Annotated in this window: 25 protein-coding genes; 12 read left to right on the top strand and 13 right to left on the bottom strand. The window is 74.0% G+C overall.

From position 1 onward, the window contains the following. The first annotated feature begins 88 nt into the window (after positions 1-88). Both ACFWNV_RS09445 and ACFWNV_RS09450 read left to right on the top strand, forming a co-directional pair. Positions 89-1,708, top strand: a complete 1,620-nt coding sequence (locus tag ACFWNV_RS09445; RefSeq protein ID WP_383943001.1) for a serine/threonine-protein kinase — start codon at positions 89-91, stop codon at positions 1,706-1,708. Further along, positions 1,705-2,382, top strand: coding sequence for a hypothetical protein (locus tag ACFWNV_RS09450; protein WP_383943003.1), 678 nt, complete (start codon positions 1,705-1,707; stop codon positions 2,380-2,382). Before ACFWNV_RS09445 ends, ACFWNV_RS09450 begins: the two co-directional genes overlap by 4 nt. A gap of 24 nt (positions 2,383-2,406) precedes the next feature. Here ACFWNV_RS09450 and ACFWNV_RS09455 read toward each other — a convergent pair whose 3' ends face one another. Beyond that, positions 2,407-2,727, bottom strand: coding sequence for a DUF6191 domain-containing protein (locus tag ACFWNV_RS09455; protein WP_383943006.1), 321 nt, complete (start codon positions 2,725-2,727; stop codon positions 2,407-2,409). Between the two features lie 343 nt (positions 2,728-3,070). Then, positions 3,071-4,360 carry an ATP-binding protein gene (locus ACFWNV_RS09460; RefSeq protein WP_383943009.1) on the bottom strand — a complete coding sequence of 430 codons (1,290 nt, stop codon included), beginning with the start codon at positions 4,358-4,360 and terminating at the stop codon, positions 3,071-3,073. Between the two features lie 183 nt (positions 4,361-4,543). On the opposite strand from ACFWNV_RS09460, the gene ACFWNV_RS09465 reads away from it, so the two are divergent. Both ACFWNV_RS09465 and ACFWNV_RS09470 read left to right on the top strand, forming a co-directional pair. Continuing rightward, the gene (locus tag ACFWNV_RS09465) at positions 4,544-6,061 is read left to right on the top strand and encodes a hypothetical protein (protein WP_383943012.1); all 1,518 of its coding nucleotides are present in this window, start codon (positions 4,544-4,546) and stop codon (positions 6,059-6,061) included. A 140-nt stretch (positions 6,062-6,201) separates the two neighbouring features. After that, the gene (locus ACFWNV_RS09470) at positions 6,202-6,981 is read left to right on the top strand and encodes a trypsin-like serine peptidase (protein WP_383943015.1); all 780 of its coding nucleotides are present in this window, start codon (positions 6,202-6,204) and stop codon (positions 6,979-6,981) included. Positions 6,982-7,012: 31 nt separating this feature from the next. On the opposite strand, the gene ACFWNV_RS09475 is transcribed toward ACFWNV_RS09470, so the two are convergent. The 3 genes from ACFWNV_RS09475 to ACFWNV_RS09485 are packed head-to-tail and all read right to left on the bottom strand — an operon-like array spanning position 7,013 to position 9,722. After that, positions 7,013-7,507: an NUDIX domain-containing protein gene (locus ACFWNV_RS09475; RefSeq protein ID WP_383943018.1), complete on the bottom strand. Its 495-nt coding sequence runs from the start codon at positions 7,505-7,507 to the stop codon at positions 7,013-7,015. A gap of 27 nt (positions 7,508-7,534) precedes the next feature. Beyond that, the gene (lnt, locus tag ACFWNV_RS09480; protein WP_383943021.1) at positions 7,535-9,166 is read right to left on the bottom strand and encodes an apolipoprotein N-acyltransferase; all 1,632 of its coding nucleotides are present in this window, start codon (positions 9,164-9,166) and stop codon (positions 7,535-7,537) included. 40 nt (positions 9,167-9,206) lie between these two features. Then, positions 9,207-9,722 carry a hypothetical protein gene (locus ACFWNV_RS09485; protein ID WP_383943024.1) on the bottom strand — a complete coding sequence of 172 codons (516 nt, stop codon included), beginning with the start codon at positions 9,720-9,722 and terminating at the stop codon, positions 9,207-9,209. A gap of 172 nt (positions 9,723-9,894) precedes the next feature. On the opposite strand from ACFWNV_RS09485, the gene ACFWNV_RS09490 reads away from it, so the two are divergent. After that, on the top strand, positions 9,895-10,839 hold the full coding sequence (locus ACFWNV_RS09490) for an ADP-ribosylglycohydrolase family protein (protein ID WP_383943026.1): 945 nt from the start codon (positions 9,895-9,897) through the stop codon (positions 10,837-10,839). A 26-nt stretch (positions 10,840-10,865) separates the two neighbouring features. Here ACFWNV_RS09490 and ACFWNV_RS09495 read toward each other — a convergent pair whose 3' ends face one another. The 3 genes from ACFWNV_RS09495 to ACFWNV_RS09505 form a co-directional block, all read right to left on the bottom strand. Then, positions 10,866-11,432: a hypothetical protein gene (locus ACFWNV_RS09495; RefSeq protein ID WP_383943029.1), complete on the bottom strand. Its 567-nt coding sequence runs from the start codon at positions 11,430-11,432 to the stop codon at positions 10,866-10,868. After that, a complete protein-coding gene (locus ACFWNV_RS09500) occupies positions 11,429-11,761 on the bottom strand; it encodes a hypothetical protein (protein WP_383943032.1) in 333 nt (110 codons plus the stop codon). Before ACFWNV_RS09500 ends, ACFWNV_RS09495 begins: the two co-directional genes overlap by 4 nt. Before the next feature lie 85 nt (positions 11,762-11,846). After that, on the bottom strand, positions 11,847-12,536 hold the full coding sequence (locus ACFWNV_RS09505) for a DJ-1/PfpI family protein (RefSeq protein WP_383943035.1): 690 nt from the start codon (positions 12,534-12,536) through the stop codon (positions 11,847-11,849). 210 nt (positions 12,537-12,746) lie between these two features. On the opposite strand from ACFWNV_RS09505, the gene ACFWNV_RS09510 reads away from it, so the two are divergent. Beyond that, a complete protein-coding gene (locus ACFWNV_RS09510; RefSeq protein WP_383943038.1) occupies positions 12,747-13,685 on the top strand; it encodes a GlxA family transcriptional regulator in 939 nt (312 codons plus the stop codon). Between the two features lie 106 nt (positions 13,686-13,791). Here the strand turns inward: ACFWNV_RS09510 and ACFWNV_RS09515 are convergent, their stop codons facing one another. Next, positions 13,792-14,619 carry a glutamate racemase gene (locus tag ACFWNV_RS09515; protein WP_383943041.1) on the bottom strand — a complete coding sequence of 276 codons (828 nt, stop codon included), beginning with the start codon at positions 14,617-14,619 and terminating at the stop codon, positions 13,792-13,794. A gap of 246 nt (positions 14,620-14,865) precedes the next feature. On the opposite strand from ACFWNV_RS09515, the gene ACFWNV_RS09520 reads away from it, so the two are divergent. From ACFWNV_RS09520 to ACFWNV_RS09540, 5 genes are all read left to right on the top strand, one after another. Further along, the gene (locus ACFWNV_RS09520) at positions 14,866-16,050 is read left to right on the top strand and encodes a glycosyltransferase (protein WP_383943043.1); all 1,185 of its coding nucleotides are present in this window, start codon (positions 14,866-14,868) and stop codon (positions 16,048-16,050) included. A 257-nt stretch (positions 16,051-16,307) separates the two neighbouring features. Then, a complete protein-coding gene (locus ACFWNV_RS09525; RefSeq protein WP_383943046.1) occupies positions 16,308-16,910 on the top strand; it encodes a DUF6643 family protein in 603 nt (200 codons plus the stop codon). A 72-nt stretch (positions 16,911-16,982) separates the two neighbouring features. Beyond that, positions 16,983-17,807, top strand: coding sequence for an MOSC domain-containing protein (locus ACFWNV_RS09530; RefSeq protein WP_383943049.1), 825 nt, complete (start codon positions 16,983-16,985; stop codon positions 17,805-17,807). Between the two features lie 282 nt (positions 17,808-18,089). Further along, a complete protein-coding gene (locus ACFWNV_RS09535) occupies positions 18,090-18,689 on the top strand; it encodes a hypothetical protein (protein ID WP_383943052.1) in 600 nt (199 codons plus the stop codon). A gap of 105 nt (positions 18,690-18,794) precedes the next feature. Then, the gene (locus tag ACFWNV_RS09540) at positions 18,795-21,278 is read left to right on the top strand and encodes a right-handed parallel beta-helix repeat-containing protein (protein WP_383943055.1); all 2,484 of its coding nucleotides are present in this window, start codon (positions 18,795-18,797) and stop codon (positions 21,276-21,278) included. Between the two features lie 16 nt (positions 21,279-21,294). Here the strand turns inward: ACFWNV_RS09540 and ACFWNV_RS09545 are convergent, their stop codons facing one another. After that, a complete protein-coding gene (locus ACFWNV_RS09545) occupies positions 21,295-21,867 on the bottom strand; it encodes a GNAT family N-acetyltransferase (RefSeq protein WP_383943057.1) in 573 nt (190 codons plus the stop codon). Between the two features lie 136 nt (positions 21,868-22,003). Here ACFWNV_RS09545 and ACFWNV_RS09550 point away from each other — a divergent pair, with 136 nt between their 5' ends. Next, positions 22,004-22,495, top strand: coding sequence for an SRPBCC family protein (locus ACFWNV_RS09550; protein ID WP_383943060.1), 492 nt, complete (start codon positions 22,004-22,006; stop codon positions 22,493-22,495). Positions 22,496-22,518: 23 nt separating this feature from the next. Here the strand turns inward: ACFWNV_RS09550 and ACFWNV_RS09555 are convergent, their stop codons facing one another. The 3 genes from ACFWNV_RS09555 to ACFWNV_RS09565 all read right to left on the bottom strand — a co-directional run bounded on the left by ACFWNV_RS09555 (position 22,519) and on the right by ACFWNV_RS09565 (position 25,273). Beyond that, complete coding sequence (locus tag ACFWNV_RS09555; protein ID WP_383943063.1) at positions 22,519-23,250, bottom strand: hypothetical protein; 732 nt, start codon at positions 23,248-23,250, stop codon at positions 22,519-22,521. A 95-nt stretch (positions 23,251-23,345) separates the two neighbouring features. Continuing rightward, the gene (locus tag ACFWNV_RS09560; RefSeq protein WP_383943066.1) at positions 23,346-24,044 is read right to left on the bottom strand and encodes a hypothetical protein; all 699 of its coding nucleotides are present in this window, start codon (positions 24,042-24,044) and stop codon (positions 23,346-23,348) included. A gap of 101 nt (positions 24,045-24,145) precedes the next feature. Beyond that, positions 24,146-25,273 (bottom strand): PLP-dependent cysteine synthase family protein, encoded by a 1,128-nt coding sequence (locus tag ACFWNV_RS09565; protein ID WP_383943068.1) that lies wholly within the window; start codon positions 25,271-25,273, stop codon positions 24,146-24,148. Positions 25,274-25,484 lie beyond the last annotated feature (211 nt).

The raw sequence follows: 25,484 nt of genomic DNA on the forward strand, positions 1-25,484 counted from the left end.
GCCGTGGCGGAAATGTGTCCCAGGTGGTGGCCGGTCCCTGGAACGACCGGCTCCGGGGCGCGGTCACGCCACGGCAAGGGGGATGGGCATGAACGGCGTGTGGTCGGTTCCCGGTTACCCGGAGATCCGCGAGCTCGGTTCGGGCGCCAGCGGCCGCGTGGTCCTCGCGGTCCACGAGGGCACCGGCACGGCCGTCGCGGTGAAGTACCTGAACGACCGGATGCGCGAGAACCCGGTCTTCGTCCGGGAGTTCCGGGCGGAGGCCCAGCTCCTCGGCGCCCTGCGCTCCCCCTACGTGGTCGGGCTGTACGAGTACGTCGAGGCGCCCGGCGGCGCCGCGATCGTCATGGAGCTCGTGGACGGCATCCCCCTGAACGCCCTGCTGAAGCAGTGCGGACGGACCGGACCGGAGGCGGCGCTGGTGCTGCTGAAGGGCTCCTTGCTGGGGCTGGCCGACGCGCACCGGGCCGGTGTGGTGCACCGGGACTACAAGCCGGCGAACGTGCTGGTCGGGGCCGACGGCACCTCCAAGCTGGTCGACTTCGGGATCGCCACCCCCCTGGGCACGACCCCCGGGGCGGCGGGCACCCCCGCCTACATGGCACCGGAGCAGTGGCAGGGCCGGCCCGCTTCGCCCGCGGCCGACGTGTACGCGGCGACGGCGACCTTCTTCGAATGCCTGACCGGCCGCAAGCCCTACGACGGGCAGAACTTCGCCGAGCTCGCGGTCCAGCACATCGAGGCTCCGGTCCCGGAGACCGAGGCGCCCGAGCCGGTGCGCCCGCTGATCCGGCGCGGGCTGGCGAAGGCCCCCGAACAGCGGCCCGAGGATGCCGAGGCGTTCGTCGCGGAACTGGAGGCGGTGGCCCTGGCGGCGTACGGCCCCCAGTGGGAGGAGCGCGGACAGCGCAAGCTGGCCGCGCTGGCCGCCCTGCTGCCGCTGCTGTTCCCCTCCGCGGGCGCCCCGGCGCAGGGCGCCACCGCCCTGGCCACCACGGTCCTGCCGCCGCCTCCCCCGGGCTGGTCCCCGGGCGGGCGCGGGCTGCTCGCGGCGGGAGCGGCGCTGGTGCTCGGGCTGGTGGCCGTACTCGGCTACCAGGCGGTCGGTTCGGAGCCGGTCGGCGCGATGGCGCTCAACGCCTTCGCGACGTCCAGCGCCTCGGCGCCGGGCCCGGCCACGGCGGCGCCCGGGCCGACCTCGTCCGCATCGGCGACACCGACACCCACACCGTCCGCATCTCCGTCGGCGACCCCGAGTCCGAGCTACACGATGCCCACGCCCACTCCCACGGCGACACCGACACCGACACCGAGCTGGACGGTGACCAGGCCGCCGACCCCGTCCGCGACCCCCACGCCGACCCCCTCCCCGTCCCCGAAGGTCAAGATCTCCGCGGTGACCGTCACCTCCTTCCGGCAGACGGCCCCGGGCACCACCGAGGCCGCCTTCTCCGTCGACAGCGACGGCGCGGGCCCGTACACCCTGGTCGTCGAGTGGTTCACCGGCGACGACCAGGGCGCCCTCACCGTCCCCGACGGGAGCCAGAGCTTCGAGTTCGCGGCCGGGAGTCCCGGTACCAAGACCCTCGCGCACACCTTCGCCCGGGGCGCCGGCTGCTACTGGAGCGTCCGCGCCACGACCAAGCCGGCCGCCGCCAACCAGAGTTCCGTCCAGAGCATCTACATCCGGGGGTGCAAGCCGGCATGAGCGATCCCCACGCCCCGCAGGGCGAAGACGACTACAGCGCCACCGTGCTCGGCAGCCACTGGATCACCGGACCGCCGCAGGGCACGGAGCGGACCGAGCGGCTCGGCCCCGTCGGCGGGACCGACCGGACCGGCCCGACCGCCCGGTTCGACGTACCGGTCGGGGCCGTGCCCGACCGGGTCGAGGGTTCGGTCCTGCGCTTCGGACCGGGGGTGACGGCCGCACTGCCCGCGCCGTTCCCGCTGTACCCGGCCCCGGCACCCCGTCGGCGGCGCGAGTGGCGGCGCTACACCCTGGCCGCCGTGGTCCTGATCGGGGTCCTCTGCTACCTGGGCTGGCAGCGCTACGGCCCCGCCCTGGAGGTCCGGGACCTGGCGGTGTCCACCGAAGCCGCCGACGCCAAGGGGCCCGGCTGCGACGGGACCGCCGACGTGGTGGCCGTCGTAGGGACCAACGGGCGTCCGGGGGTCCTCACGTACCGCTGGCTGCGCAGTGACGGCACGCGCTCGGAACAGCTCAGCGAGCGGGTGCCGAGCGGCCGCAAGGAGGCCCGGCTGCACCTGCTGTGGACCTTCCAGGGCGCGGGCACCTACCCCGCGAAGGCCGAGCTGGAACTCGTCTCCCCCGTACACCGCACGGCCGCGGCGGAGTTCACGTACCGCTGCCGCCCGTAGGCCGTCTCTTTCGGATCCGGCCGTCTAGCGGGACCCGGCGGCCGGCAGCCGGATCACCGCGAGCCCGCCGTCGAGGTCCACGCGGGAGCGGGGCGGGGCGCCGTCCTCCTCGTCGTCGCGCATGATCAGCGCGCTCTGCCGCTCCTTGAGCTCGTTCTGCTTGCCGGGCGAGAAGCTCGCGTGCAGCTGCTCGAAGCCCGTCGAGGACATCTGTCCCTTGCGGCCGTTCCAGCGCCAGGGCAGCAGGCCGGCGCGGCCCGCGCGTTCCAGCGCGAGGTCCAGGAAGGCCACGGCCGTGAGCAGCAGCGCCAGCCCGGGGATGGTCATGAAGACGACGAAGGCCATGGCCCGAGCGTAACCCCGGTCCTTCTTTCGGCCAACGGTCCGGACCCGCCGACCGGTCCTTACGGCCAGGGCGATCGTGGCCGTGCGGCCGAGGTGCGCGCACCCCTGACCCTGGTTGACTCGAACGTGTCGGCAGGGCATCAGGGATGCGGCCCTCCCGGCACCTCTACTGCCACGTTCCAGCCGGCGATACACCCCAACGGAACGTGGCCGTCCCGCACGGATGCCAAGTCCGCGCGGGAGGCCCGCAGCCGCTTTGGGGAGTGGCTGCGGGCCATTTCTGCCTGCCCGTCCGTGGCGGGCAGGCGGCTCGTGCCGCTCCTCCGTCAGAAGCGGGGATGTGTCAGAAGCGGGCGTGCGCGGTGATGTCCGCCGCGAACTCCCCCGTCATCGCCGGGGTCACCGTCGGCCGGCACTGCGCCACCGCCGCCAGGTAGTCCTCCGTGCTCGCGCCCAGCTGGGCCGCCGCCGCGCCGCGCGCGCCCACCGCCTCCAGGTCCCGTTCGAAGGACACCTGCGCCGCGATCCGCGCCGCGTGCTCGATGTCGGCCGGGGTGAACAGCTCGCTCGCCGCGACCAGCGCCGCCACGTCCACATCGGGGCGGCCCGCCGTGTACCGGCCCCAGATCGCGGCGCGGGCGCCCGGGTCCGGGGTGCCGATCGGGATCAGGTAGTCGAAGCGGCCGGGGCGCAGGAAGGCCGGGTCGAGGGAGCGGATGGAGTTGGTCGCGCAGACCAGCAGCCGTTCGTCGCCCTCGCGGAAGCCGGGTATCAGCTTGAGCAGTTCGTTGGTCACTCCGTGGATCCCGCCGGGCTGGGCCGGCTCGGTGCGCACGGGCGCGATCTCCTCGACCTCGTCGATGAAGACGAGGACCCGCTCCAGCTCGGCGATGCGGGCGAACGCGTCGCGCAGCGCGGCCGCGAGGTTGCCCTCGTCGGCGAGGCGGGAGGGCAGCAGTTCCACGAAGGGCCAGCCGAGCCGGGAGGCGATGGCCCGGGCGAAGGTGGTCTTGCCGGTGCCGGGCGGGCCGAAGAGGGTGATGGCGCGCGGCGGCTGCACCCCGTGCGCGGCGGCCCGTTCGGGCTCGGCGAGCGGCAGTACGACGCGCCGCTCGATGAGGTCCTTCTCCGTCTCCATCCCGGCGACCTTGGCCCACAGGTCGCTCGGCAGGAACCGTCCGCCCAGGTCGTCCAGGAGACCGGCGGCCGGTCCGTGCAGCGGCTCGGTCTTCTCGAAGTAGGCGACGGCGGGCTGCCGGGTGTAGCCGGCGTTGAGGAGTCCCTCGCCGAGCAGATCCTCCTCGGGCAGGACGTAGGCGATGCGCCCGACGCGGGCGGCGATGAGCCGCCGCTCCAGCTCCACGAGGAGCGCGCTGGCCAGGCCCCGGCCGCGCCAGCCGGCGGCGATGGCGATGCGCATGACCCAGGCGCGTTCGCCGGTGACGCAGGCGAGGGCGGCGCCGATGGGGACGCCCTGGTGGACGGCGACCACACAGGGCTGCCGGTCGGTGAGGGCGCTGATGCATTCGGCGAGTGAGAAGACCGACTCCTGGCCGAGTTCGGCCGTGGTGTCGATCAGATGGACAACGGCCGCGAGATCGCTCTCGCGGTAGTCGTGGATCAGCCAGTTCACCGGGTACCGCCCCTCGTTCGTGCTGCTGCGTGCCTGCTGCGCACCTTGCTGCCGCGAGGCTAGGGGCGGGCGGGCCGCTTGATCACGCTCCGTCGTGCACAACAGCCGGTCCCGGAACCCTCCGTATCGTCCATAGACTGGTGCTTTCCGCCCGAACAGCCGCCCGAGGATCCGTACGCCTTCATGACTTCGCACATATCAGCCGGCATCCGTTTCCCCGGCATCCGGCGGCGGCCGTCCCCCGTGTGGCTGGTCCCGGTCCTCTGGACCCTGGCGCTCGGACTGTGGGGGCTCTCCCGGCAGCACAGCGTGTGGCGGGACGAGGCGGCGACCTGGCAGGTGGCGGAGCGCTCCCCCGGTGAGATCTGGCACCTGCTCGGCAACGTGGACGCGGTCCACGGCCTGTACTACCTGCTGATGCACGCACTCTTCGAGGTGTTCGGGGCGAGCACGACCACCCTGCGCCTGCCCTCGGTGCTGGCGGTTGCGGTCGCCGCCGGCTGTGTCGCACAGATCGGGCGCCGGCTGGCGGGTCCGTGGGCGGGGCTGGGCGCCGGGCTGGCCCTCGGGCTGCTGCCGGCCGTGCAGTTCCAGCTCCAGGAGGGCCGGTCGTACGCGCTGATCGCGGGCGGGGCCGGACTGTCGACCCTGCTCCTGGTCTCGCTGATCGCGACCGCCGGAGCCGGAGCCGGAGCCGGTCCCGGGCGGCGGAGGTGGCCGCGCTGGACGGCGTACGGGGCCCTCGTGCTGGTCTGCGCCCTGCTGAACTGGCTGTCCCTGCTGATCCTGCCCGCCCACGCGGTGACCCTGTGGTGGGCGCGGGCCCGGCGCGGAGTCGTGGCGCCCTGGCTGCTCGCCTCGGCGGCGGCCGGGGCGGGGGCGCTGCCGCTGATCCTGTTCAGCCGGACCCAGTCCGGGCAGGTGTCCTGGATACCGCCCACGACCTGGCACATGATGATCGGCCCGGCCGTCCTGCTGGCGGTGGGCGCGCTCGGCGCCTGGGCGGACCTGCGGGGCGGGCCGCGCACCGGTGTCCCGGCCCGGCTGACGGCGGCTTCGGTCGGGCTGCCGCTGCTGGCGGTGCCGCTGCTGGGGCTGGCCGCGGCCTCCCTGGTCCAGCCGCTGTTCCTGGACCGGTACGTGCTGTTCGCCATGCTCGGCCTGGCCCTGCTGATCGGTGCGGCTCTGGGCGCGGCCGTACGGGCCCTCGCGCCCCGGTACCCGAGGGCGTCGGGCGCGCTCGTGCCGGCCGCGGTCGCGGCGGCGACGGCGGCGCTGCTGCCCGTGGCGCTGGCCGACCGGTCTCCGGCCAGCCGGGTGGACGACGTACTGGCGGTGGCCGGGGAGGTGTCCGCGCTGAAGCGGGACGGCGACGCGGTGCTCTTCGTCCCGGCGGCCCGGCGGGACACCGCGCTGGTCTCGCCCGGGGCGTTCACCGGCCTGAAGGACGTCGCGCTGGCCCGCGGTCCCGTGGAGTCGGGGACCCTGAAGGGCGAGGAGGCCGCCCCGGCCCGGATCTCGGCGGCCCTGCGGGAGCAGCGGCGGGTCCTCCTGGTGACGGACTCGGGGAAGGCCGCGGCCAAGCCCTCCGGCTCGGCGGCGGACCGGGCGAAGGCGGCCGTCCTGCGGGCGGAGTTCACCGTGGTGGAGGACCGGCAGGTCCGCGGCCGCCGGGTGACGGTGTACGAGCGGCGCGGCTGAGGCTCCGCCTGTCCAGACGGCGGGTTCGCGGTCCACGACCTGCCCGCGCTCTGCCCGCGACAGGACCCCGCCGCTGATTCACAGCGGATTCACATGGATTTCCGGGCCCGTGTCACAGGTTCCCCCGGGAGGCTCGGAGCATGATCCAGTGCCTCCCCTCCCGACCGGACCGCCGCTCCCGCGCCCGTGCCCGTGGCCGGCGCGCGGCACGGATCCTGCTCGCCCTGGCCGCGATGACGGCCCTGCTGAGCGTCGACGTCCCCGACGCCCTGGCCGAACCGCCGCTCGGCGTCACGGTCACGGCCGCGGCCGACGAGGCCGCGGGGCGGGTCGGCGCGCTCTTCGCGGGCGGCCTCGACGGCGGCCACTTCTGCACGGCCTCCGTGGTGCGCAGCGAGGACCGGGACGTGATCGTCACCGCCGCGCACTGCCTGGGCAGCCTCGACACCACCTTCTTCGCGCCGGGCTACCGCGACGGCGGGGCCCCGTACGGTCTGTGGAAGCTGACCGGCATGTACGTGGCTCCGGGCTGGACGGAGGGCGAGGACCCCGACGAGGACATCGCCTTCGCGACGGTGGCCCCGCTGGACGGCCGGCAGATCGAGGACGTGACCGGGGGCTTCCCGGTGGCGGCGCAGCAGCCGGCCGACGCCACGGTGTCCGTCGTGGGCTACCCGAGCAGCGGGGACTCCCCGCTGTACTGCGCCAACGCGACGACCCTGTTCTCCGGGACCCAGCGCCGCATCGAGTGCCCGGACCTCAGCGGCGGGACGAGCGGCAGCCCCTGGCTCGTCGACGGCGCCCTGGCGGGCGTCCTCGGAGGCTACGAGGGCGGTGGGACCGTGCCGGAGGTCTCGTACAGCGCGGTCATGGGCGATCAGGCGGTGGAGCTGTACCGCGAGGCCTCCGACAACGGCTGATCCGGGGCCCGCGGCGGGCGGGCCCGGGTCGTCAGCGGCCGGGGCCGAGGGTGGCCGGGGCGGCGAACCAGGTGGGCTCGTCCAGCAGGGCCTGGCGGATCCGGTCCACCGCGAAGGACTCCAGCGGCTCCGGCAGCGCGTCCGGCTCGAACCAGGCCACCTCCAGCGACTCGTTGTCGTTGACCCGCGCCTCCCCGCCCGTGGCCCGGCAGCGGAAGGTGATGTCCTGGAACTGGCAGACGTCCCCGTTCGGGTAGGTGATCGGCGGCAGCATCTGCACGAGCACCACCCGGTCCGGTACGCACCGCACCGCCGTCTCCTCGTACACCTCGCGCACCGCCGTGTCGGCCGGCTGCTCCCCCGGCTCGGCGATCCCGCCGATCACCGACCAGCGTCCGGTGTCGGCGCGCCGTCCCAGCAGGACCCGCCCCCGGTCGTCGACGACGACGGCGGTCACCCCGGGCAGCAGCAGCAACTGGTGGCCGGCGGTGGCGCGCAGGGTGCGGATGAAGTCAGGTGTGGTCATTCCCCGACCTTACGAGGCCCTGCGACCTTACGAGGCCCTGCGCATCCGGCGTGCGAAGGTCCAGCCGAGGCCGCCGACGGCCACGGCCAGCAGGAGGTACTCGGCGAGCGGACCGAAGCGGGTGGCCGGGGTCTGCGTGGAGCGCAGCGGGATCTCCGCGACCAGGGCGTCGGCGGTGAACATCTTCGTCTGCTGCACGATCTTGCCGTCGGGCCGGATCACGGCGCTGACCCCGCTGGTGACGGGCACCAGGACGGTCCGGCTGTGCTCGACGGCACGCACCCGGTCCATGGCGAGCTGCTGGTAGGTCATCTCGGTGCGGCCGAAGGTGGCGTTGTTGCTGGGCACGGCGATGACCTGGGCTCCGGCCCGGACGGTGGAGCGCACGGCGTCGTCGAAGGCGGCCTCGTAGCAGGTGACCATGCCGACCCCGCTGCCCGCCATGTCGAAGACCCCGGGCTCCTTGCCGGGGCCGAAGTCGCGCTGCACCCGGTCCACGTCGGAGCTGAAGAGCCGGACGAAGGAGCGCATCGGGATGCGCTCGCCGAAGGGCTGGATCTTGCGCTTGTCGTAGGTGTCGACGGGACCCTTGACCGGATCCCACAGGATCATCGTGTTGCGCAGCGGGCCGGTCTCCGGGGCCAGTACGGAGCCGATGGCGACGGGCACCCCGATGGTCTTGACCGCGTTGGCGATGACGGCGTAGGCGTCGGGCTCGGCGTACGGGTCGATGTCGGAGGAGTTCTCCGGCCAGACGACGAAGTCGGGCTTCGCGACCTTGCCAAGCTTGATGTCCTCGGCAAGCTGGATGGTCCGGTTGGCGTGGTTGTCCAGGACCTGGCGGCGCTGGGCGTTGAAGTCGAACCCGGCGCGCGGCACGTTGCCCTGGATGACCGCGGCCACCACCGTGCCGTCTTCCCCGGCGTCGGAGACCAGCAGCCGGGCGGCCAGCGCCCCGGCGAGCGGGGCGGCCACGGCGGTGGCGGCGAGCAGCGCGGCGGTGGCCCGGCGGGTGTCGGCGCCGACGCGCAGCACCTCGTACAGCCCGAATCCGCACAGGGCCACGGCGAAGGAGAGCAGCGGGGTGCCGCCGAGCGCGGCGAGCGGCAGGAAGACCCCGTCGGGCTGGCCGAAGGCGAGCTTGCCCCAGGGGAAACCGCCGAAGGGGGCCCGGGCGCGCAGGGCCTCGCCGGCGATCCAGACGGCGGCGCCCCACAGCGGCCAGCCGGGGAGCCGGCTGACGAGGGCGATGCCGAGGGCGGTGAGGCCGATCAGCAGGGATTCGAGGGTGACGAGGGCCAGCCAGGGGATGGGGCCGACGCCCTCGCCGGTCCAGACGAGCAGCGGCAGCAGGAAGCCGAGGCCGTGCAGTACGCCGAGGCCGAACCCGGCCCGCGCGCGGCGCCCGTACAGGCACCAGCCGAGCAGGGCGAGCGCGAGGGGGGCCAGCCACCACAGGGGGCGGGGCGGGAAGCTGAGGTAGAGGAGCACTCCGGAGAGCACGGCGGCCGCGGGCCGCGCGAGCCGGCCGGCCCACCGCCGCCCGGGGGAACCCGCCACGGCCTCCGGCACCGGCCCCGCCCCTCGGTCGTCCCCGGTATCGGCCACGGCTTCGTTCCCGGCATCGTTCCCGGCCGCGCGGGTCGCACTGCTGCTCATCTGGCGGAGTGTACGTCCCCGCGCTGTGCCGGTGGCGGAGTCAGTGGGCCAGGGCACGCAGATGGGCGCGGATCACGAGGACCGCGTTCTGCGCGTCGTCGACCGTGACGGTGAAGAGCTTGCCGTCGCCGAGCCGCAGCTCCAGGCCCTCGCCGCGCCGGACGATGACGGCGGTGCCGCGCTCGGGGCGCCAGCGGTAGCCCCAGCCGCCCCACTGCTGCGGGGTGATCCGGGGCACGTACTCGGCGGCCTCCACCTCCGTGAGCCGGATCCTGCGGCGCGGCAGCCCGATGTGCCCGCAGCGCACCTCGACGGCCTCGGCGTCGACGGTGACGGCGGCGTGCACGAAGGCGAGGGTGCCGAAGAGGATGAGCAGGCCCGCGGCGAGACAGCCGATCACCGCCATGAGCAGCGCGACGATACCGGCGTCCCAGGCGTAGTCGACGGCGATCTCGATCCCGAGCGCCAGGAAGGCCGCACCGGCCCCGGCGAGCAGCCACTGCACACGGTTGGATGCCCGGCCCGTCCAGAGCGGCCCCGCAGGGTGACCCGTCATGTGTAGCAGCGTACTCACGTTCCGCGGGGACGCCACCGTCCCTGCTGGGCCGTATGGCGGAGGCGCCGGCGGGACCCCGGTCGTGGGGGGGGCGGGCCGCTGGACCCGATCGCGGCGACGTGCTGGACTCCGTACGCCGTGGACCACAGGAGCAGGAGTACGAGGAGGCCGCATGACCATCCCCACCCGGATCGACCGTGCCGCCGGAGCCGTGGTCGACTCGGCGGCCGGGGACGCGCTCGGTGCGCCGTACGAGTTCGGGCCGGCCGGGCAGTTGAGTGCCCGTGGCGAGGAGATGCGCGGGGGCGGCGGCTGGGATCCCGGCGAGGCCACCGACGACACGCAGATGGCGGTGCTGGTCGGCGCGTCCCTGCTGGAGTGCGGCGGGCTCGAGCTCCCCGACGTCTTCGACCGGTTCCGGCGCTGGGCGGCCGGGGACCCCAAGGACATCGGGCTGCAGACGGAGATCGTGCTGACAGGCGGCGACCCGTGGGACCTGGCCGCCGCGCTGCACTTCCAGATCAACGCGCGCGCGGCGGGCAACGGTTCCCTGATGCGCGCCTCGACCTCGGCGGTGTACTTCGCCCCCGCCGGGCGGGACGCGACCATGGACGCCGCCCGGCGGATCGCCGCGCTCACCCACGGGGACCGGGCCGCCTGGGAGGGCACGGCCGTCCTGCACGAGCTCGTACGCGTGGCACTCGACGGGGGCGACCCCCTCGCCGCGCTGCCCGCGACGCTGGAGCAGGTGCACCCGGACCACCGCGAGCGGTACGCGCGGGTCCTGGCCCCGGACTGGCATCCGGACCTGGCCACCGAGTTCAACGGGGCGGTGTGGCCCTGCCTGGGCTCGGCGGTGTGGGCCCTGCGCACCACGGAGGGGTTCGCGCAGGCCGTACGGGCCGCCGTGGACCTGGGCGGCGACACCGACACGGTGGCGGCGGTGACCGGCACCCTGGCCGGGGCACGGTACGGCGCGGCGGCGGTACCGGATGCCTGGACTGCCCCGTTGCACGTACCCCTGCCGGGCCACGGGGACCGGGTGCTGGACGCCGCCGGGCTACGGGACCTGGCCCGGCGCCTCGCGACGGCGGGGGCCGCCGCCGCCCAGGCGTAGGCCTCCGGGACGGCGGTGCGGCGCCGTCAGGCTCCCGTGGTGGAGCCCGGGCGGATGACCATCAGAACGGTCACGGTGGCCCACAGCAGGTTGAAGATCCCGGTGAGCATCGCGAGGCGGGCGGCCGAGCGGGGAGCAGCAACGGGGCCAGGTGCGGGGGCCTGGTCCTTGTTCGGGTCCCGGTCCCGGTCTTGGTCCTGCAGCGCGGCGAGGGCGGCGTCCTGGCCCGGAAGGATCAGCAGGGCGAGGACGGCGGCCGCCGCGGTGGTCAGCACGATCGAGACGATCAGCCAGGCGCTGCCGAGGACGCCGAGGCTGCTGGCCGTCACGAACCCGAGGACGGGAACCGCGGTGCCGACGGCCGCGTAGACACGGCAGACGCGGTGCAGCATCCGCAGGTTGGCGAGGGCGTCGCGGTCATCCGGGTCACGCGGGTCACGCGGGTCACCCGGCTCCCCGGTCCCGGGGGCGCGGGCGGCCGTTGCCGCGGTGGCGCGGCGCAGGGCCGCGGGGAACATGCTCGCGGCGACGGTGACCGGACCGATGGCCAGCACGGCGGCGAGGACGTGGAGGGAGAGGAAGAGCTTCGTCACGGGCGGAGCTCCGCGTCCGTCCGGACGCCGGCGGGGCGGCGCCGGCCGGTGACCTTGGACGCCGGGAGGCGGCCGGCCCTGGAGGTCCCGGTCAGGGAGTCGCCGGTGACGGTGACGGCGAAGGCCAGGTTCAGGCGCATCGGCCTGGTGACGGCCTGCTTCCAGGTGAGCAGGTCCCCGTCGAGGGCGAGGTCGCCGAGGGGGACCGCCTCTCCCGCCCCGTGGGCGGTCCCGGTCAGGACGCCGTGCGGGCGCAGGAGCTCGACTACGGCGTGGATCCGGCCGATGGGCGTGGAGACGGTCAGGTCCCAGGTTCCTTCAACGGACATGCTGTGGTTCTTTCCTCGATGTGCGGAGCGTGCGGGCACGCGGATGGCGGGTAGCCGGTAGCCGGCAGCGGACGCGGTGCGCCCGTCAGAAGCCGACGGGGGCCGGGCCCTGCTCGCGCCAGACGGTGCCGCGGCGTTCGTGGGCGAAGAGCTCCTCCACGGCCTGCGCGATCCTCGGGCCCACCTCGCGTTCCAGCAGGTAGAGGCCCAGGTCGAGTCCGGAGGTGACTCCGGCGCCGGTGACGAGGTCGCCGTCGTCGACGAGGCGGGCGCGCACGGCGTGCACCCCGGTGGCGTCGAGCATGTCCAGGCCCAGGTGGTGGGTGGTGGCGTGGCGGCCCTCTAGCAGGCCGGCCATGGCCAGGACGAGCGAGCCGCCGCACACCGCGGCGACCGTCGTCCGCGGGTCGGCCATCGCCGCTGCGAGCAGCGCGGGCAGCTCGGTGGTCAGGGTGCGGCCGATCAGGACGGGGATGAACTCGTCCTGCTGCCACTGCCCTTGGCCCGCGTCGAGGTCCGGGACCTCACCGGGTTCTCCGACCCGGCCCGAGGCGCCGGGAACCAGGACCACGTCCGCACGGCCGGGGTCCAGGCTGCCCGTGGCGCGCAGCACCAGGCCCCCCGTACCGCTGACCACCTCGCGCGGCCCTTCGGCGGATACCAGCTCCACGCTCACCGCGCCGCCGGATGCGGTGCCCCCGGCGTGGAGGACCTCGTAGGGGGCGATGACGTCGAGCGGATCGAAGCCGTCGAACAGGACGATCTGGGCGTGCATGAAGGGTTCCTCCGCGTGCGGCGGTCCGGTCCGTACCGGGCTCGCCCTCGACGCTAGGGGTACGGCGAGCTATGCCCCAGTGGCATTAATGACACCTTCCAACGGGATAACGCCATTGAGCTGCTATAGCTCTGTTGACCTGCGGGAAGAGGGTGGAAAGAGGCTTCCGCGACCGCGCCGACCGGCCCGGCGACCAGGTAGGTTCTGGTCATGCATACCGTCGCCGTCCTCGCCCTGGACCGGGTGATCCCCTTCGATCTGTCCACCCCGATCGAGGTCTTCACCCGTACCCGCCTGCCGGACGGCCGCCCGGGCTATCAGATCCGGGTGTGCGCGGAGCAGCCGGAGGTCGACGCTGGTTCCTTCAGCCTGCGCGCACCGTGGGGGCTGGAGGGACTCCAGGGCGCGGACACGATCATCGTGCCCGGTACGGACGTCCCCACGGCCCCGCTCTCCCCCGCCGTCCGCGCCGCGCTGCTGGCGGCGGCCGGGCAGGGCACGCGCATCGCCTCCATCTGCTCGGGCACCTTCCCGCTGGCCGCCACCGGGCTCCTCGACGGCCTGCGGGCGACGACCCATTGGATGGCGGCCGACCTCCTCGCCGCCACCTACCCGGACATCGAGGTCGACCCGGACGTCCTGTACGTCGACAACGGCCGCATCCTCACCTCGGCCGGCGCCGCCGCGGGCCTGGACCTGTGCCTGCACATGATCCGCAGGGACTACGGCTCGGCGGTCGCCGCCGACGCGGCCCGGCTGTCCGTCATGCCCCTGGAGCGGGAGGGCGGGCAGGCGCAGTTCATCGTGCACGACCACGCGCCCACGCCACGGGGGTCCGTCCTGGAACCCCTGCTCGCCTGGCTGCAGGCGAACCTGGCCTCCGACCTCACGCTCGCCGACATCGCCGCCCGCGCCGGAACCAGCACGCGGACCCTGATCCGCCACTTCCGCGAACAGACCGGGACCACCCCGCTCCAGTGGCTCCACCGCGCCCGCATCCGCCAGGCGCAGCACCTCCTGGAGAGCACGCAGCACTCCGTCGAACGCATCGGCGCCCAGGTCGGCTTCGGTTCGCCCACCGCCTTCCGCGACCGCTTCAAGCGCACCACCGGGGTCAGCCCCCACGCCTACCGCCGCGCGTTCAGCTGACCGCCGTGCCTCCCGGCCGACGCGCGCGTACGGTCAGCGGCGTGGCGCCGGGTGCGGGGCGGACCCTTTCACGGGCGCTACGAAGTCCGCGCGCCCGGGGATCGAGTCACCCCGGGACGGATCCTCCGACGGTTTCGCCAACCGCTTCCTCGGCGCTCCCGTGCCCGGCCAGCAGACGGCCTTCGGCGTACCCGAGAGCGGCTGCGGGGAGCGTGCCGGGACGGCCGCTGAGCAGGACGGTCAGGCCGCCTGTGTACGGCAGGCCGGGCTCCGGGCGGGCGCCGAGCCGGCGCAGTGCCTGGACGGCGACGGGCTCGGCGGAGCCGTGGAAGACGTACGCGCCGCCGCCGGTGCGCCGGTCGAGGGCGGCCCGGATGGAGGCCGCGACCAGCTCGTAGTGGGTGCAGCCGAGCACCACGTCGGTGACGTCGGCCGGGGTCAGCGCGGCGGCCGCGGCGACGGTCCGTACGACGGCGGCCTCGTCACCGGCCTCGACGGCGTCGGCCAGCCCGGGGCAGGGCACCTCGGTGACGCGCACCCCGTCGGCGAAGTCGCGGATCAGGCCGCGCTGGTAGGGGCTGCCCGTGGTGGCGGGGGTGGCCCAGATGGCCACGCGCCCTCCGGAGGCCGCGGCGGGCTTGATCGCCGGTACGGTCCCGATGACCGGGATCGACGGCTCCAGCGCGGCGCGCAGCGCGGGCAGCGCGTGCACGGAAGCGGTGTTGCAGGCGACGATCAGCGCGTCCGGCCGGTGCGCGGCGGCGGCCCGCGCGACGGTGAGTGCCCGCCCGGTGAGGTCCTGCGGGGTCCTCGGACCCCAGGGCATCCCGTCGGGGTCGCTGGACAGCACCAGCTCCGCGTCCGGCCGCAGCCGCCGCAGCGCGGCGGCCGCCGCGAGGAGGCCGATACCGGAGTCCATAAGGGCGATCTTCACTTGGTCACCCTAATCGATCCCCCCACCCCACCCGAGGCAACAGCACCGCCACACCCCACGTCGCACGCCTTCCCCGACGCTGCGCACACCCGGGCGCAGCAGGGCCCGGACAGCCGGGCAGCCCGGGCCCGCACCGGCCCGGAGCGGATCCCCGGCCCGGCCCGGAGCGGATCCCCGGCCCGACCCGGGACGTAGAACGCCGGTGTCCCGCGGCTCCCGCGGCGCCGCTCGCGGCAGACTGCCGGGATGGGTTACCTCCTCGTCGCCGCGTGCGCCTCGCTCGCCGTCTGGCTCTGGCTCACCCTCGGCCAAGGCATGTTCTGGCGGACCGATACGCGCCTGCCTCCCCGGCACGCCCCTGCCCGCTGGCCGTCCGTCGCGATCGTGGTCCCGGCCAGGGACGAGGCCGAGGTGCTGCCGCTCAGCCTGCCCTCGCTCCTCGCGCAGGACTATCCCGGCGAGGCCGAGATCATCCTGGTCGACGACGGCAGTACCGACGGCACGGCCGCCCTCGCCCGGCGCCTCGCCGACGCGCACCCCGGGCTGCCCCTGACGGTCCTCTCCCCCGGCGAGCCCGATCCGGGCTGGACCGGCAAGCTCTGGGCCCTGCGGCACGGCATCGCCCATGCCCGCTCCGGGGTCGGCCCCAACCCGAACCCCGGTCCCGACTTCCTCCTCCTCACCGACGCCGACATCGCCCACGAACCCGACAGCCTGCGCGAGCTGGTCTGCGCCGCCACCTCGGCCGATCTCGACCTGGTCTCCCAGATGGCCCGGCTGCGGGCCGTCAGCGGCTGGGAGCGGCTGATCGTTCCGGCCTTCGTGTACTTCTTCGCCCAGCTCTACCCCTTCCGCTGGATCAACCACCCCGCCGCCCGCACCGCGGCAGCCGCCGGCGGGTGCGTCCTGCTGCGTACCGGGGCGGCCGTGCGGGCCGGGATCCCGGAGTCGATCCGGCAGGCCGTCATCGACGACGTCTCGCTCGCCCGGGCCGTGCAGCGCACCGGCGGGCGGATCTGGCTCGGCCTCGCGGAGCGGGTCGACAGCGTGCGCCCGTACACCTCCCTCGCGGACCTGTGGCGGATGGTCTCCCGCAGCGCCTACGCCCAACTGCGCCACCAGCCGGTGCTCCTGACCGGGACGGTGGCCGGGCTGGTCCTGGTCTACCTCGTGCCGCCGGCCGCGCTCCTCGCGGGACTCGCCGCCGGGCGGCCCGCCGTTGCCTGGGCCGGCGGCCTGGCCTGGCTGCTGATGGCCGGCACGTACCTGCCGATGCTGCGCTACTACCGCCAGCCGGCGGCCCTCGCACCGCTGCTCCCGCTCACCGCGCTGCTCTACCTCCTGATGACCGTCGACTCGGCCGTGCAGCACTACCGCGGACGCGGTGCGGCGTGGAAGGGCCGTACCTATGCCCGCCCCGGCGACGCCTGAAACCGGACTCCAAGCGTCAACTTCACGTCGTCCGAGGTCACGGGGTTGTGACGCCCCGTCAGCGCCGCGGCGACGCCCCATCCGTGCAACACCCAACCGGTGAGTACGAGTAGGAGCAAGACGGGGCGGAAGTGGCCAAATCGTGCACGTGAACGTGAAGTGAAAGCTGTGGCCCTGACCTGCGAATATGCAGGTCAGGGCGGTGTTGACGGAACCTCGCTATGGACCCGGTGAAGTCGTGGGCTTAACTTAGGTCCATGACCTCCCCCCGCTCCACTTATGGCGGCGGTTACTACTCCGCGCCCTCCTTCCCGGACACCCCTATCTACGACTCCCTCGTCGCCGAACGCGGGACCCCGCAGATCGCCCCGATCCGCGTCCCCGCCGCCTACGACTCCCCGAGCGCCGGCTACTCGAGCGGTGGGTACCTCCCGGCCCTCGCGTCCGCGCTCCCCGCCCTCCCGGCAGCGCTGCCGCCCGCCCGCCCGCAGCAACAGCAGCAGGCCCCGGCCTACGGGTACCCGTACCAGCAGCAGGCCGCGCCCCAGCAGATGCCGCACATGCAACAGATGCAGCAGATGCCCCCGATGCCGCAGCCCATGTCGATGCCGATGCCGCTCCAGCAGGCGCCGGTGCCGTACGTTCCGCAGCAGCCGCAGCCGCAGCCGTTCGCGGCCCGCACGGGCTACGTTCCGCAGCCCCAGCCGCAGCAGCCCCGGCCGGTCGCCACGGGCACCGGGTACGAGGCGATGCGCCCGGCCGCGCCGCGTCCGATGCAGGCTCAGCCCGCGCCCGTCCCGGCCGCCTCGTTCGAGGACCCGTACGGGCGTCCGTACCAGCCGCAGGGACGCGGTTACTGACCGCCGCGGCCGGCCGGCCCCCTCGGAGGAGGTAGCCGCGGAGTCCGTGAGGACGGCTGGCAGTATTTCCCCATGGCGAAACTGCGTGTCCAGGAGCTCCACGTCCATCCCGTCAAATCGGTGGCGGGGACGGCACCCGACGAGGTGGCCGTGGAGCCCTGGGGTCTGTCCGGTGACCGCCGGTGGGCGGTGGTGGACGGGGAGGGCGCGGTCATCACCCAACGCCAGCAGCCGAGGCTGGCCTTGGCGCGGGCCCGGCCGCTGGGGGGCGGCGGGTTCGAGGTCTCGGCGCCGGGCATGGCGGATCTGACGGTGGAGGTCCCGGGGCGGGGTCCGCTGGAGCCGGTGGTGCTCTTCGGCAAGAAGATCGAGACCGTGGCGGCGGCGCAGGCCGCCGCCGAGTGGTTCACCGCGTACCTGGGCGTACCGGCGCACCTGGTGCACCTGGACGACCCGGCCGTCCGCCGGCCGGTCGATCCCCAGTACGCGCTGCCCGGCGAGACCGTGAGCCTCGCCGACGGCTATCCGCTGCTGATCACCACCCTCGCGTCGCTCGACGCGCTCAACGCGCTGATCTCCGAGGGCGGCCATCCGGACGAGGGTCCCCTCCCGATGAACCGGTTCCGCCCGAACGTGGTGGTGTCCGGGGCGGAGGCGTGGGCCGAGGACGGCTGGGAGCGCATCGCGATCGGCGACGCCGTCTTCCGCGGGGCGCGCGAGTGCGGGCGCTGCATCGTGACGACCACCGACCAGACCACGGCGCTCCGCGGCAAGGAGCCGCTCCAGACCCTGGCCAGGCACCGGCGGATCGGGAAGTCGCTGGCCTTCGGGCGGCTGCTGGTCCCGGTGCGGCTGGGGACGGTGCGGGTCGGCGACGAGGTGGACGTCCTGGCGTGACGTGACTGCCCGGCGTGTGACCGCCCGGCGTGACCGCGTCCGCACCGCACCCCTGCCAGGGCCGGTGAGACCACCCGGAATGACACCTTCGAGGGGCTCTCGCGTCACCCTGGAACCAACCGCCCCCGCCTGCCCGTTGGAACGTTCGGGACGTGAGTACCGGATCGGGTGACGCACGTCTCGCGCGTCCCGGAATGCGGGTGGCCGGGGCATGCGGGAGGCTGGGACGGCAGGCAGGCGCAGACTGGCACAAGTAGGGGGAGCCGGACCGTGCGGACAGCAATGGGAGTGTGGCGTTGGCGGCGCAATCCGCTGCGCCGCCAGACGGATCTATTCGAGGCGTGGGTGGCCTTCGCGGCACTGCTGTGCGTCCTGCTGGTGGCTCCGGCCGTCGGCTGGGCCGCCGGCTTGCGGGTGGACGGCACCCTGCAGCGGGCCGCGCGCGAACAGCGGCAGGAGCGCCATCTCGTACCGGCGGTCGTGGTCCGGCCGACACCGGATCCGCTCCTCGGCGCGGCCACCGAGCCGGCGGCGCAGCGCCAGGCCCCGCAGCGGACGCAGATCGTCGCATCGTGGACGGCGCCCGACGGCAGCAACCACCAGGGCACGGTGCCGGCCGCGGAGGAACCCCCGCATCCCGGCGACCGGTTCCGCATATGGACCGATACGCACGGCCGGCTCGTCGGACAGCCCCTCGACCCCTCCTCCGCCAGTTTCCACGCGGGCACGGCGGGGCTCGCGGCGGCCCTGGGCATCGCCGCGCTCGTGGAGACGCTCAGACGTCTGGTCGTACGAAGGCTCATGCATCGGCGGTACATCCGGCTGGACCGCGCGTGGGCCGCGGCGGGGCCGGACTGGGGCCGGGCGGATGCGGGCAGCTGACCTGGCAACTCACCGGCCCCGCGCGCGCTACGGTGGAGCGCCGGAGCCGCTGCTCCGACCAGCAGGCGGACTTACGGAACACGAGGGTGGGGGCACGACAGCACCATGGCTCAGGGCACGGTCCAGGTGACGCACGGCGGTTCCTCGCGGTGGCGTCGCCGCTCCGGTGATTATCCGACGCTGACCGCCGCGCTGGCCGTGGCGGGTGACGGCGACGTCCTGTCCATCGCGCCCGGCACCTACCGGGAGAATCTGGTGCTGAACCACGCCGTGACCCTGCGCGGTCCGGAGGGCTCGCTGGGTTCGGTGCGGATCGCACCGCTCGACGGGGTCGCGCTGACGGTCCGCGCCTCGGCCGTCATCCAGGACCTCCATCTGGAGGGCCAGGACCCCACGGCGCCCGCGCTCCTCGTCGAGGACGGCGCCCCCGAGCTCACCGACGTACGGGTGAGCACCCGCTCGGCGGCCGGCATCGAGGTCCGCGGGAGCGGCGCGCGGCCACTGGTCCGGCGCTGCACGGTGGAGAATCCGGCCGGGATCGGGATCGCCGTACTGGACGGCGGCGGCGGGGTGTTCGCGGACTGCGAGGTGGTGGCCGCCGGGCAGACCGGGGTCTCCGTGCGCGGCGGTGGCCGCCCCCGGCTGGAGCGCTGCCGGATCCACCACGCCACCGGCGCCGGCATCGCCGTGACCGGCGACGGCTCGGGGCTGGAGGCGCTGGGCTGCGAGGTCTACGAGATCAAGGGCGCGGGCGTGCAGATCGCCGCCCGGGCCACGGCCGTGCTCACCGACTGCGCGGTCCACCGCACCTCGGCCGACGGGGTCACCCTCGACACGGACGCCGTCCTCACGCTCGCCGGCTGCGACATCCACGACATCCCGGAGAACGCGGTGGACCTGCGTTCCCGCTCCGTGCTCACGCTCAGCCGCACCAGCGTCCGCCGGTTCGGCCGCAACGGCCTGTCGGTGTGGGATCCGGGCACCCGCGTCGTCGCCGACTCCTGCGAGATCCACGACAGCACCGGCGACTACCCCGCCGTCTGGATCAGCGACGGAGCCGCGGTCTCGCTGGACTCCTGCCGGGTGCACGACGTACCGGACGCACTGTTCGTCCTGGACCGCGGCTCCCGGGTGGACGTCGTGGACAGCGACATCTCCCAGGTGCGCAACACCGCCGTGTCGGTGAGCGACGGTGCGACGGCCCAGCTGGACGACTGCCGGATCCGGGAGGCCGCCACCGGCGCCTGGTTCCGCGACCACGGCAGCGGCGGCACCCTCGCCAACTGCACCATCGACTCCGTGCAGACCGGCGTGATCGTCACCAAGGGTGCGGATCCCGCGCTAGAGCGGTGCACGGTCAGCTCCCCCGCCGAAGCCGGCTTCTACGTGTCCGCGGGCGGGCGCGGCACCTTCACCGCGTGCCGGGTCACGGGCAGCGCGGGCTTCGGTTTCCACGTCATCGACGGCTGCCGCACCTCCCTGCACCGCTGCCACACCGAGCGCTGCGCGCGCGGGGGCTACGAGTTCGCGGAGGACGGCCCGGTCGCCGAGGACTGCACGAGCGACGAGTCCGGACCGCGCCTCGCCGCCCGGTCCGCCTCCGGTGCGGGAGCGGGCGCGGGCGCCGGCTCGGGTGCGGGCCTCGCCGCGGCCGGGGAGCGTGCGGGGATCCGTACGGTGTCGGCGCTGCCGGACCCCGTGGCGGTGGGCACCGCCGAGCGGGTGCCGGGCCAGCGGCCGGCCGACGAGACGGACGCCGCCGGTACCGGGCGGCCCGCGGCCCGCGGTTCGGTCGAGGTGCTCGGACACCTCGACGCGCTCGTGGGGCTGGACAGCGTCAAGCGCGAGGTCCGCGCGCTCACCGACATGATCGAGGTGGGCCGGCGCCGGCAGCAGGCGGGGCTCAAGGCCGCCTCGGTCCGCCGCCACCTGGTCTTCACCGGCTCCCCCGGTACCGGAAAGACCACCGTGGCCCGGTTGTACGGGGAGATCCTGGCCTCCCTCGGGGTGCTGGAGCGGGGCCACCTCGTGGAGGTGTCCCGGGTCGACCTGGTCGGCGAGCACATCGGGTCCACCGCGATCCGCACGCAGGAGGCCTTCGACCGGGCGCGCGGCGGGGTGCTGTTCATCGACGAGGCGTACGCGCTGGCGCCCGAGGACTCGGGCCGCGACTTCGGGCGCGAGGCGATCGACACGCTGGTGAAGCTGATGGAGGACCACCGGGAGGCGGTGGTGGTGATCGTCGCCGGGTACACGGCGGAGATGGACCGCTTCCTCACCGTGAACCCGGGCGTGGCCTCCCGCTTCTCCCGCACCATCACCTTCGGGGACTACGGCCCCGGGGAGCTGCTGCGGATCGTGGAGCAGCAGGCCGAGGAGCACGAGTACCTGCTCGGCGAGAAGACCTCCGAGGCGCTGCTGACGTACTTCACCGACCTGCCCAAGGGGCCCGCCTTCGGCAACGGCCGCACGGCCCGCCAGACCTTCGAATCGATGGTCGAGCGGCACGCGGGGCGGGTCGCGCAGCTGTCCGAGCCGAGCAAGGACGATCTCACCCTGCTCTACCCGGCGGACCTCCCGGACCTCTGACCGCGGCGTCCGCCCCTCACAGGTCCCGGCGCATGCACACCCGGGGCCAGCGGTCGAGCCCGTGCACGGCCTCCCGGTCCCGGATGTCGCGCAGTCCGGGCCCGAGGCCGCTCTCGTCCAGGGTCCGGAATCCGCACCGGGCGTAGTACGGGGCGTTCCACGGCACGTCGCTGAAGGTGGTGAGGGTCAGCGCGGGGGCGCCCTCCGCCCGGGCCCGTTCCGCGAGGTGTTCCAGCAGGGACCGTCCGATGCGGCGGCGGGCGCGGTCCGGATGCACGGACACCTGCTCGACGTGGAGGTTCCCGTCGACCCGGTCGGCGAGGAGATAACCGACGGGGGTGCCCGTCCTGCCCCCTGTCCCTGCCCCTGTCCCTGCCCCTGCCCCTGCCCCCGTCCCCGTCCCCGTGCCCGGATCCTCGGCCGCGACCCAGGCCAGCCCGGCCTTCCGGTAGCCGAGGAGCTCCTCCAGGGGAAGCGGCTCGTCGTCGGCGATCTCCGGCATGCCGATGGTCCGGAAGCATTCCCCGGCGGCCCGCTCGATGTCCTGAAGGAGGGACAGCTCGTCGATGTGCGCTGCTCTGATAAGCATGTACGGCATTGTCCCGGCCGGGGCCCGGTCGGCGAAACGGGTTCGTCACCCCGTGGCGGACAACTGACGGACCGACAGCTAGGGTGACAGCCCGCCGGATGCCACCGTTCGCCCGCCGAACCGAGGGAGTGCCGCCATGGCCCGCCGACTCCGCCCCGTAGGTCTGGACTTCATCGAGGTCGCCCCCACCCGCCTGGTCTTCGCCGGCCGGACCACGGCGGCTCCCGAGGACGTGTACCGGGCGCTGGCCGAGGAGGTCGAGGGCTGGCCGAGCTGGTTCCGTGCCGTCACCCTGGCCCGGCCCACCCACGGCGGCGCCGGGCGCGAGGTCCGGCTGATGGGCGGAGTCCGGTTCCAGGAGACGATCATGGCCGCGGACCCCGAGCGCCGCTACGCGTACCGGGTCGACGAGACCAACGCACCCGGCATACGCGCCCTGCTGGAGGAGTGGCGCCTCACCCCCTCCGGCTCCGGTACCCACGTCCAGTGGACCTTCGCCGCGGACGGCCCGGCCGCGGTGCGCCTCGCCCTCGCCGCGGCCCGGCCGGGATTGGGCCACTCCTTCCGCTCGGCGGTCCGCGCGCTGGACCTGCGGCTGGCGCAGCGCAGGCGCGGGGCGGATCAGTAGGGGGCGCCCGTCAGGAGGTGCCGTCAGGAGGTCCCGTCAGGGCGGATGCCGACGATCTGGTCGACGCCCCGGTACCGTTCGGCCAGGTCGCCGTAGCCTCCGGCGGTCCAGACGCGGAGGCGGAACTCGTGCAGGGTCAGAGCCGCCCGTTCGCCGTCGAAGTGAACCCTGGCGCACCGCCCGCAGTACCAGCCCTGGAGCCAGACCCGCTCAGCGGCGGCCAGCCCGGGCCGCACCCGGGCGCCGTACGCCCGGTTGGCCCGGACGACCGCGGCGAAGAGGCCGAGGGCACCCAGCAGGGCGACCGCCGAGATCACGCCGAGGAAGAGCAGGTCCGCCTCCGGGCCGGAGGCCTCGTTCCACCCCGGGTACGGATACTCCGGCCGGGACTCCGCGGTGAACCAGTGCCCGGCCAGGAAGGTGCCGATCGACACGAGCACCAGCACCGCGCCCAGGCAGCCGCGCCCCTGGACGGACGGGGTGGGCGGGGTGGGCGCAAGGGCCCGGGCCAGGCGGGAGACCACTTCCCGGGTGTACGTCCGGTGTTCGCTGCCGCGGCCGGTCTCCACGCGGACGTTGCGGTGTCCCTCCAGGAACACCGCCTGGACCGCTCGTACTTCGTCGGGCCGCCCGCACCCGGGGCACACGGGAAGCGAGCCGGCGTCCGCAGCCGGGGCGTCCGCGACCTGCGGCGGCGGGACCTGGCCCCGGGTCCGGGCGTCCCGTTCCGGCCTGTTGTACCCGATGCCGGCCATGGTGCCCCCGATGCCGCTCCGTGTTCAAAGTCCGCACAGCGTAAGCAGCAGGTGCCACCGCGCCTAAGGGATTCCCGCTACGGCCGCGTCACCGTTCAGACCGCGGGGTGCCGCACCACCAGGTCCCCGTAGCCGCCCGCCGTCCAGACCCGGGTGCGGAACTCCTGCAGGCTCACGGCCCGTTCGCCGGGGAAGTGGACCGTGCCGCAGCGCCCGCAGTACCAGGCTTCCGCCCAGACGCGGTCGGCGGCCGCCCGGCCCGGTGCGGTCCGGCGGCGCCAGGCCCGTACGGCCCGGCCCGACAGGGCCAGCAGGAGCGGGCCCAGGACGAGTGAGGCCGCCGAGATCCAGCCCAGGTAGGCCGTGGGGTCCTCGACCCCGAAGGGGAGGTCGCCGTCGCCCCCGTAGAACCGCGGGGTCGTTTCTCCGTCGAACCACTTCCCCGCGATCGCGCCCCAGATGAAGGCGCCGATCGACACCAGGACGAGCAGGCTCCCGAGGCAGCCCAGGGTGCCGTCGTCCGGTTCGTCCGGGGCGACCGCGAGGGCCTTGGCCAGCGCCGAGTTCTCCTCGCGGGTCGTGACGGTGTCGTCCTCGCCGCCCTTGGTCTCGAAGCTCAGCTTGGCCTTGGCCCGCAGGTACGCGGCGGACACGCCGAGCACCCGGTCCTCCCGGCCGCACCGGGGGCAGGCGAACGAGCCCTCGCCGCCCCCGCCTTGGGCCCGTACGCCCGTACAGCCGTCCGTAACGCCGTCCGTACTGCCGCCCAAACGGCCGTCCGTGAACTCCGCCATGGCTCCCCCACCCCGACCCGCACCACACCGACCCGCACCGACCCGCGCCCCAAAGTCAGCACAGCGTAGCCAGCGGATCGGGCACCGGCCAGGGAAACGTTTCAGCCGATGGGCTCGCTCCAGATGCCGGTCGCCAGCATGGTGTCGAGGGTCCGCGCGTACGGGGCGATGTCGAGCCCCTGCTCCGCCAGCCACGCGTCGGAGTAGTACTTGTCGAGGTAGCGCTCGCCGCCGTCGCAGAGCAGGGTGACGACGCTGCCCGTGCGGCCCTCCGCCACCATCTCCGAGATGATCTTCAGTGCGCTCCACACCCCGGTACCGGTGGAACCGCCCGCCTTGCGGCCGATCACCTGCTCCACCGCACGGCACGCGGCGACGCTCGCGGCGTCCGGGACCCGCATCATCCGGTCGATGGCGCCGGGGACGAAGCTCGGCTCCATCCGGGGCCGGCCGATGCCCTCGATGCGCGAGCCGCAGTCGCTGGTCGCGTGCGGGTCGCCCCGGGTCCAGCCGTCGAAGAAACAGGAGTTCTCCGGGTCCGGGACGCAGATGCGGGTGTCGTGCTGCATGTAGTGCACGTAGCGGGCGATCGTCGCGGAGGTGCCGCCGGTGCCCGCCGTGGCCACGATCCAGGTGGGCTCGGGGTAACGCTCCAACCGCAGCTGCTGGTACATCGATTCGGCGATGTTGTTGTTGCCGCGCCAGTCCGTCGCCCGCTCCGCGTACGTGAACTGGTCCATGTAGTGGCCGCCGGTGCGGGCGGCCAGCTCGGCGGACTCCTCGTACATCTTCATCGAGTCGTCGACGAAGTGGCATTCGCCGCCGTGGAACTCGATGAGCCGGCACTTCTCGGGGCTCGTCGTGCGCGGCATGACGGCGATGAACGGGACGCCGATCAGCTTGGCGAAGTACGCCTCCGAGACGGCGGTGGAACCGGACGAGGCCTCGATGACGGGGCGGCCGGGGCGGATCCAGCCGTTGCAGAGGGCGTAGAGGAACAGGGAGCGGGCGAGGCGGTGCTTGAGGGAGCCCGTCGGGTGGGTGGACTCGTCCTTGAGGTAGAGGTCGATGCCCCAGGCCTCGGGGAGCGGGAAGCGCAGCAGGTGCGTGTCGGCCGAGCGGTTCGCGTCCGCCTGCACCTTGCGGACGGCCTCTTTCAGCCACGCGCGGTAGTCCGCGTCACTGCGGTCGACGTCGATGGTCGTGGCGGTCGTACCGGTGGTGCTCATGCGCCGTACTCCTTCGTATGCCCTGAATGTCCCGATGTCCCCGAGTGCTCGGCCGGCCCGGCGCCTCTTCGCCGTTCGCCGCCCGCTTTTGCAATGTACCCCCCTCACCTGCACAAACGGTCACTTTGGGTATCCATGCGGATCGCTTTCGATCGCGTTCGGTTGCACACAGGCCCACAGTGGGTGACCCTGGGGAGGCGTCACCGAGGGT

It is taken from the genome of Streptomyces sp. NPDC058401, assembly GCF_042722885.1.
Lineage (GTDB): Bacteria > Actinomycetota > Actinomycetes > Streptomycetales > Streptomycetaceae > Streptomyces.

Coding starts and splice junctions, on each gene's coding strand:
- ACFWNV_RS09455 (WP_383943006.1), bottom strand. CDS start 2,727: ATGGCCTTCGTCGTCTTCATGACCATCCCCGGGCTGGCGCTGCTGCTC.
- ACFWNV_RS09555 (WP_383943063.1), bottom strand. CDS start 23,250: ATGGCCGGCATCGGGTACAACAGGCCGGAACGGGACGCCCGGACCCGG.
- ACFWNV_RS09550 (WP_383943060.1), top strand. CDS start 22,004: ATGGCCCGCCGACTCCGCCCCGTAGGTCTGGACTTCATCGAGGTCGCC.
- ACFWNV_RS09530 (WP_383943049.1), top strand. CDS start 16,983: ATGGCGAAACTGCGTGTCCAGGAGCTCCACGTCCATCCCGTCAAATCG.
- ACFWNV_RS09505 (WP_383943035.1), bottom strand. CDS start 12,536: ATGCACGCCCAGATCGTCCTGTTCGACGGCTTCGATCCGCTCGACGTC.
- ACFWNV_RS09490 (WP_383943026.1), top strand. CDS start 9,895: ATGACCATCCCCACCCGGATCGACCGTGCCGCCGGAGCCGTGGTCGAC.
- ACFWNV_RS09560 (WP_383943066.1), bottom strand. CDS start 24,044: ATGGCGGAGTTCACGGACGGCCGTTTGGGCGGCAGTACGGACGGCGTT.
- ACFWNV_RS09465 (WP_383943012.1), top strand. CDS start 4,544: ATGACTTCGCACATATCAGCCGGCATCCGTTTCCCCGGCATCCGGCGG.
- ACFWNV_RS09545 (WP_383943057.1), bottom strand. CDS start 21,867: ATGCTTATCAGAGCAGCGCACATCGACGAGCTGTCCCTCCTTCAGGAC.
- ACFWNV_RS09450 (WP_383943003.1), top strand. CDS start 1,705: ATGAGCGATCCCCACGCCCCGCAGGGCGAAGACGACTACAGCGCCACC.
- ACFWNV_RS09510 (WP_383943038.1), top strand. CDS start 12,747: ATGCATACCGTCGCCGTCCTCGCCCTGGACCGGGTGATCCCCTTCGAT.
- ACFWNV_RS09520 (WP_383943043.1), top strand. CDS start 14,866: ATGGGTTACCTCCTCGTCGCCGCGTGCGCCTCGCTCGCCGTCTGGCTC.
- lnt (WP_383943021.1), bottom strand. CDS start 9,166: ATGAGCAGCAGTGCGACCCGCGCGGCCGGGAACGATGCCGGGAACGAA.
- ACFWNV_RS09525 (WP_383943046.1), top strand. CDS start 16,308: ATGACCTCCCCCCGCTCCACTTATGGCGGCGGTTACTACTCCGCGCCC.
- ACFWNV_RS09475 (WP_383943018.1), bottom strand. CDS start 7,507: ATGACCACACCTGACTTCATCCGCACCCTGCGCGCCACCGCCGGCCAC.
- ACFWNV_RS09485 (WP_383943024.1), bottom strand. CDS start 9,722: ATGACGGGTCACCCTGCGGGGCCGCTCTGGACGGGCCGGGCATCCAAC.
- ACFWNV_RS09470 (WP_383943015.1), top strand. CDS start 6,202: ATGATCCAGTGCCTCCCCTCCCGACCGGACCGCCGCTCCCGCGCCCGT.
- ACFWNV_RS09535 (WP_383943052.1), top strand. CDS start 18,090: ATGGGAGTGTGGCGTTGGCGGCGCAATCCGCTGCGCCGCCAGACGGAT.
- ACFWNV_RS09500 (WP_383943032.1), bottom strand. CDS start 11,761: ATGTCCGTTGAAGGAACCTGGGACCTGACCGTCTCCACGCCCATCGGC.
- ACFWNV_RS09565 (WP_383943068.1), bottom strand. CDS start 25,273: ATGAGCACCACCGGTACGACCGCCACGACCATCGACGTCGACCGCAGT.
- ACFWNV_RS09540 (WP_383943055.1), top strand. CDS start 18,795: ATGGCTCAGGGCACGGTCCAGGTGACGCACGGCGGTTCCTCGCGGTGG.
- ACFWNV_RS09445 (WP_383943001.1), top strand. CDS start 89: ATGAACGGCGTGTGGTCGGTTCCCGGTTACCCGGAGATCCGCGAGCTC.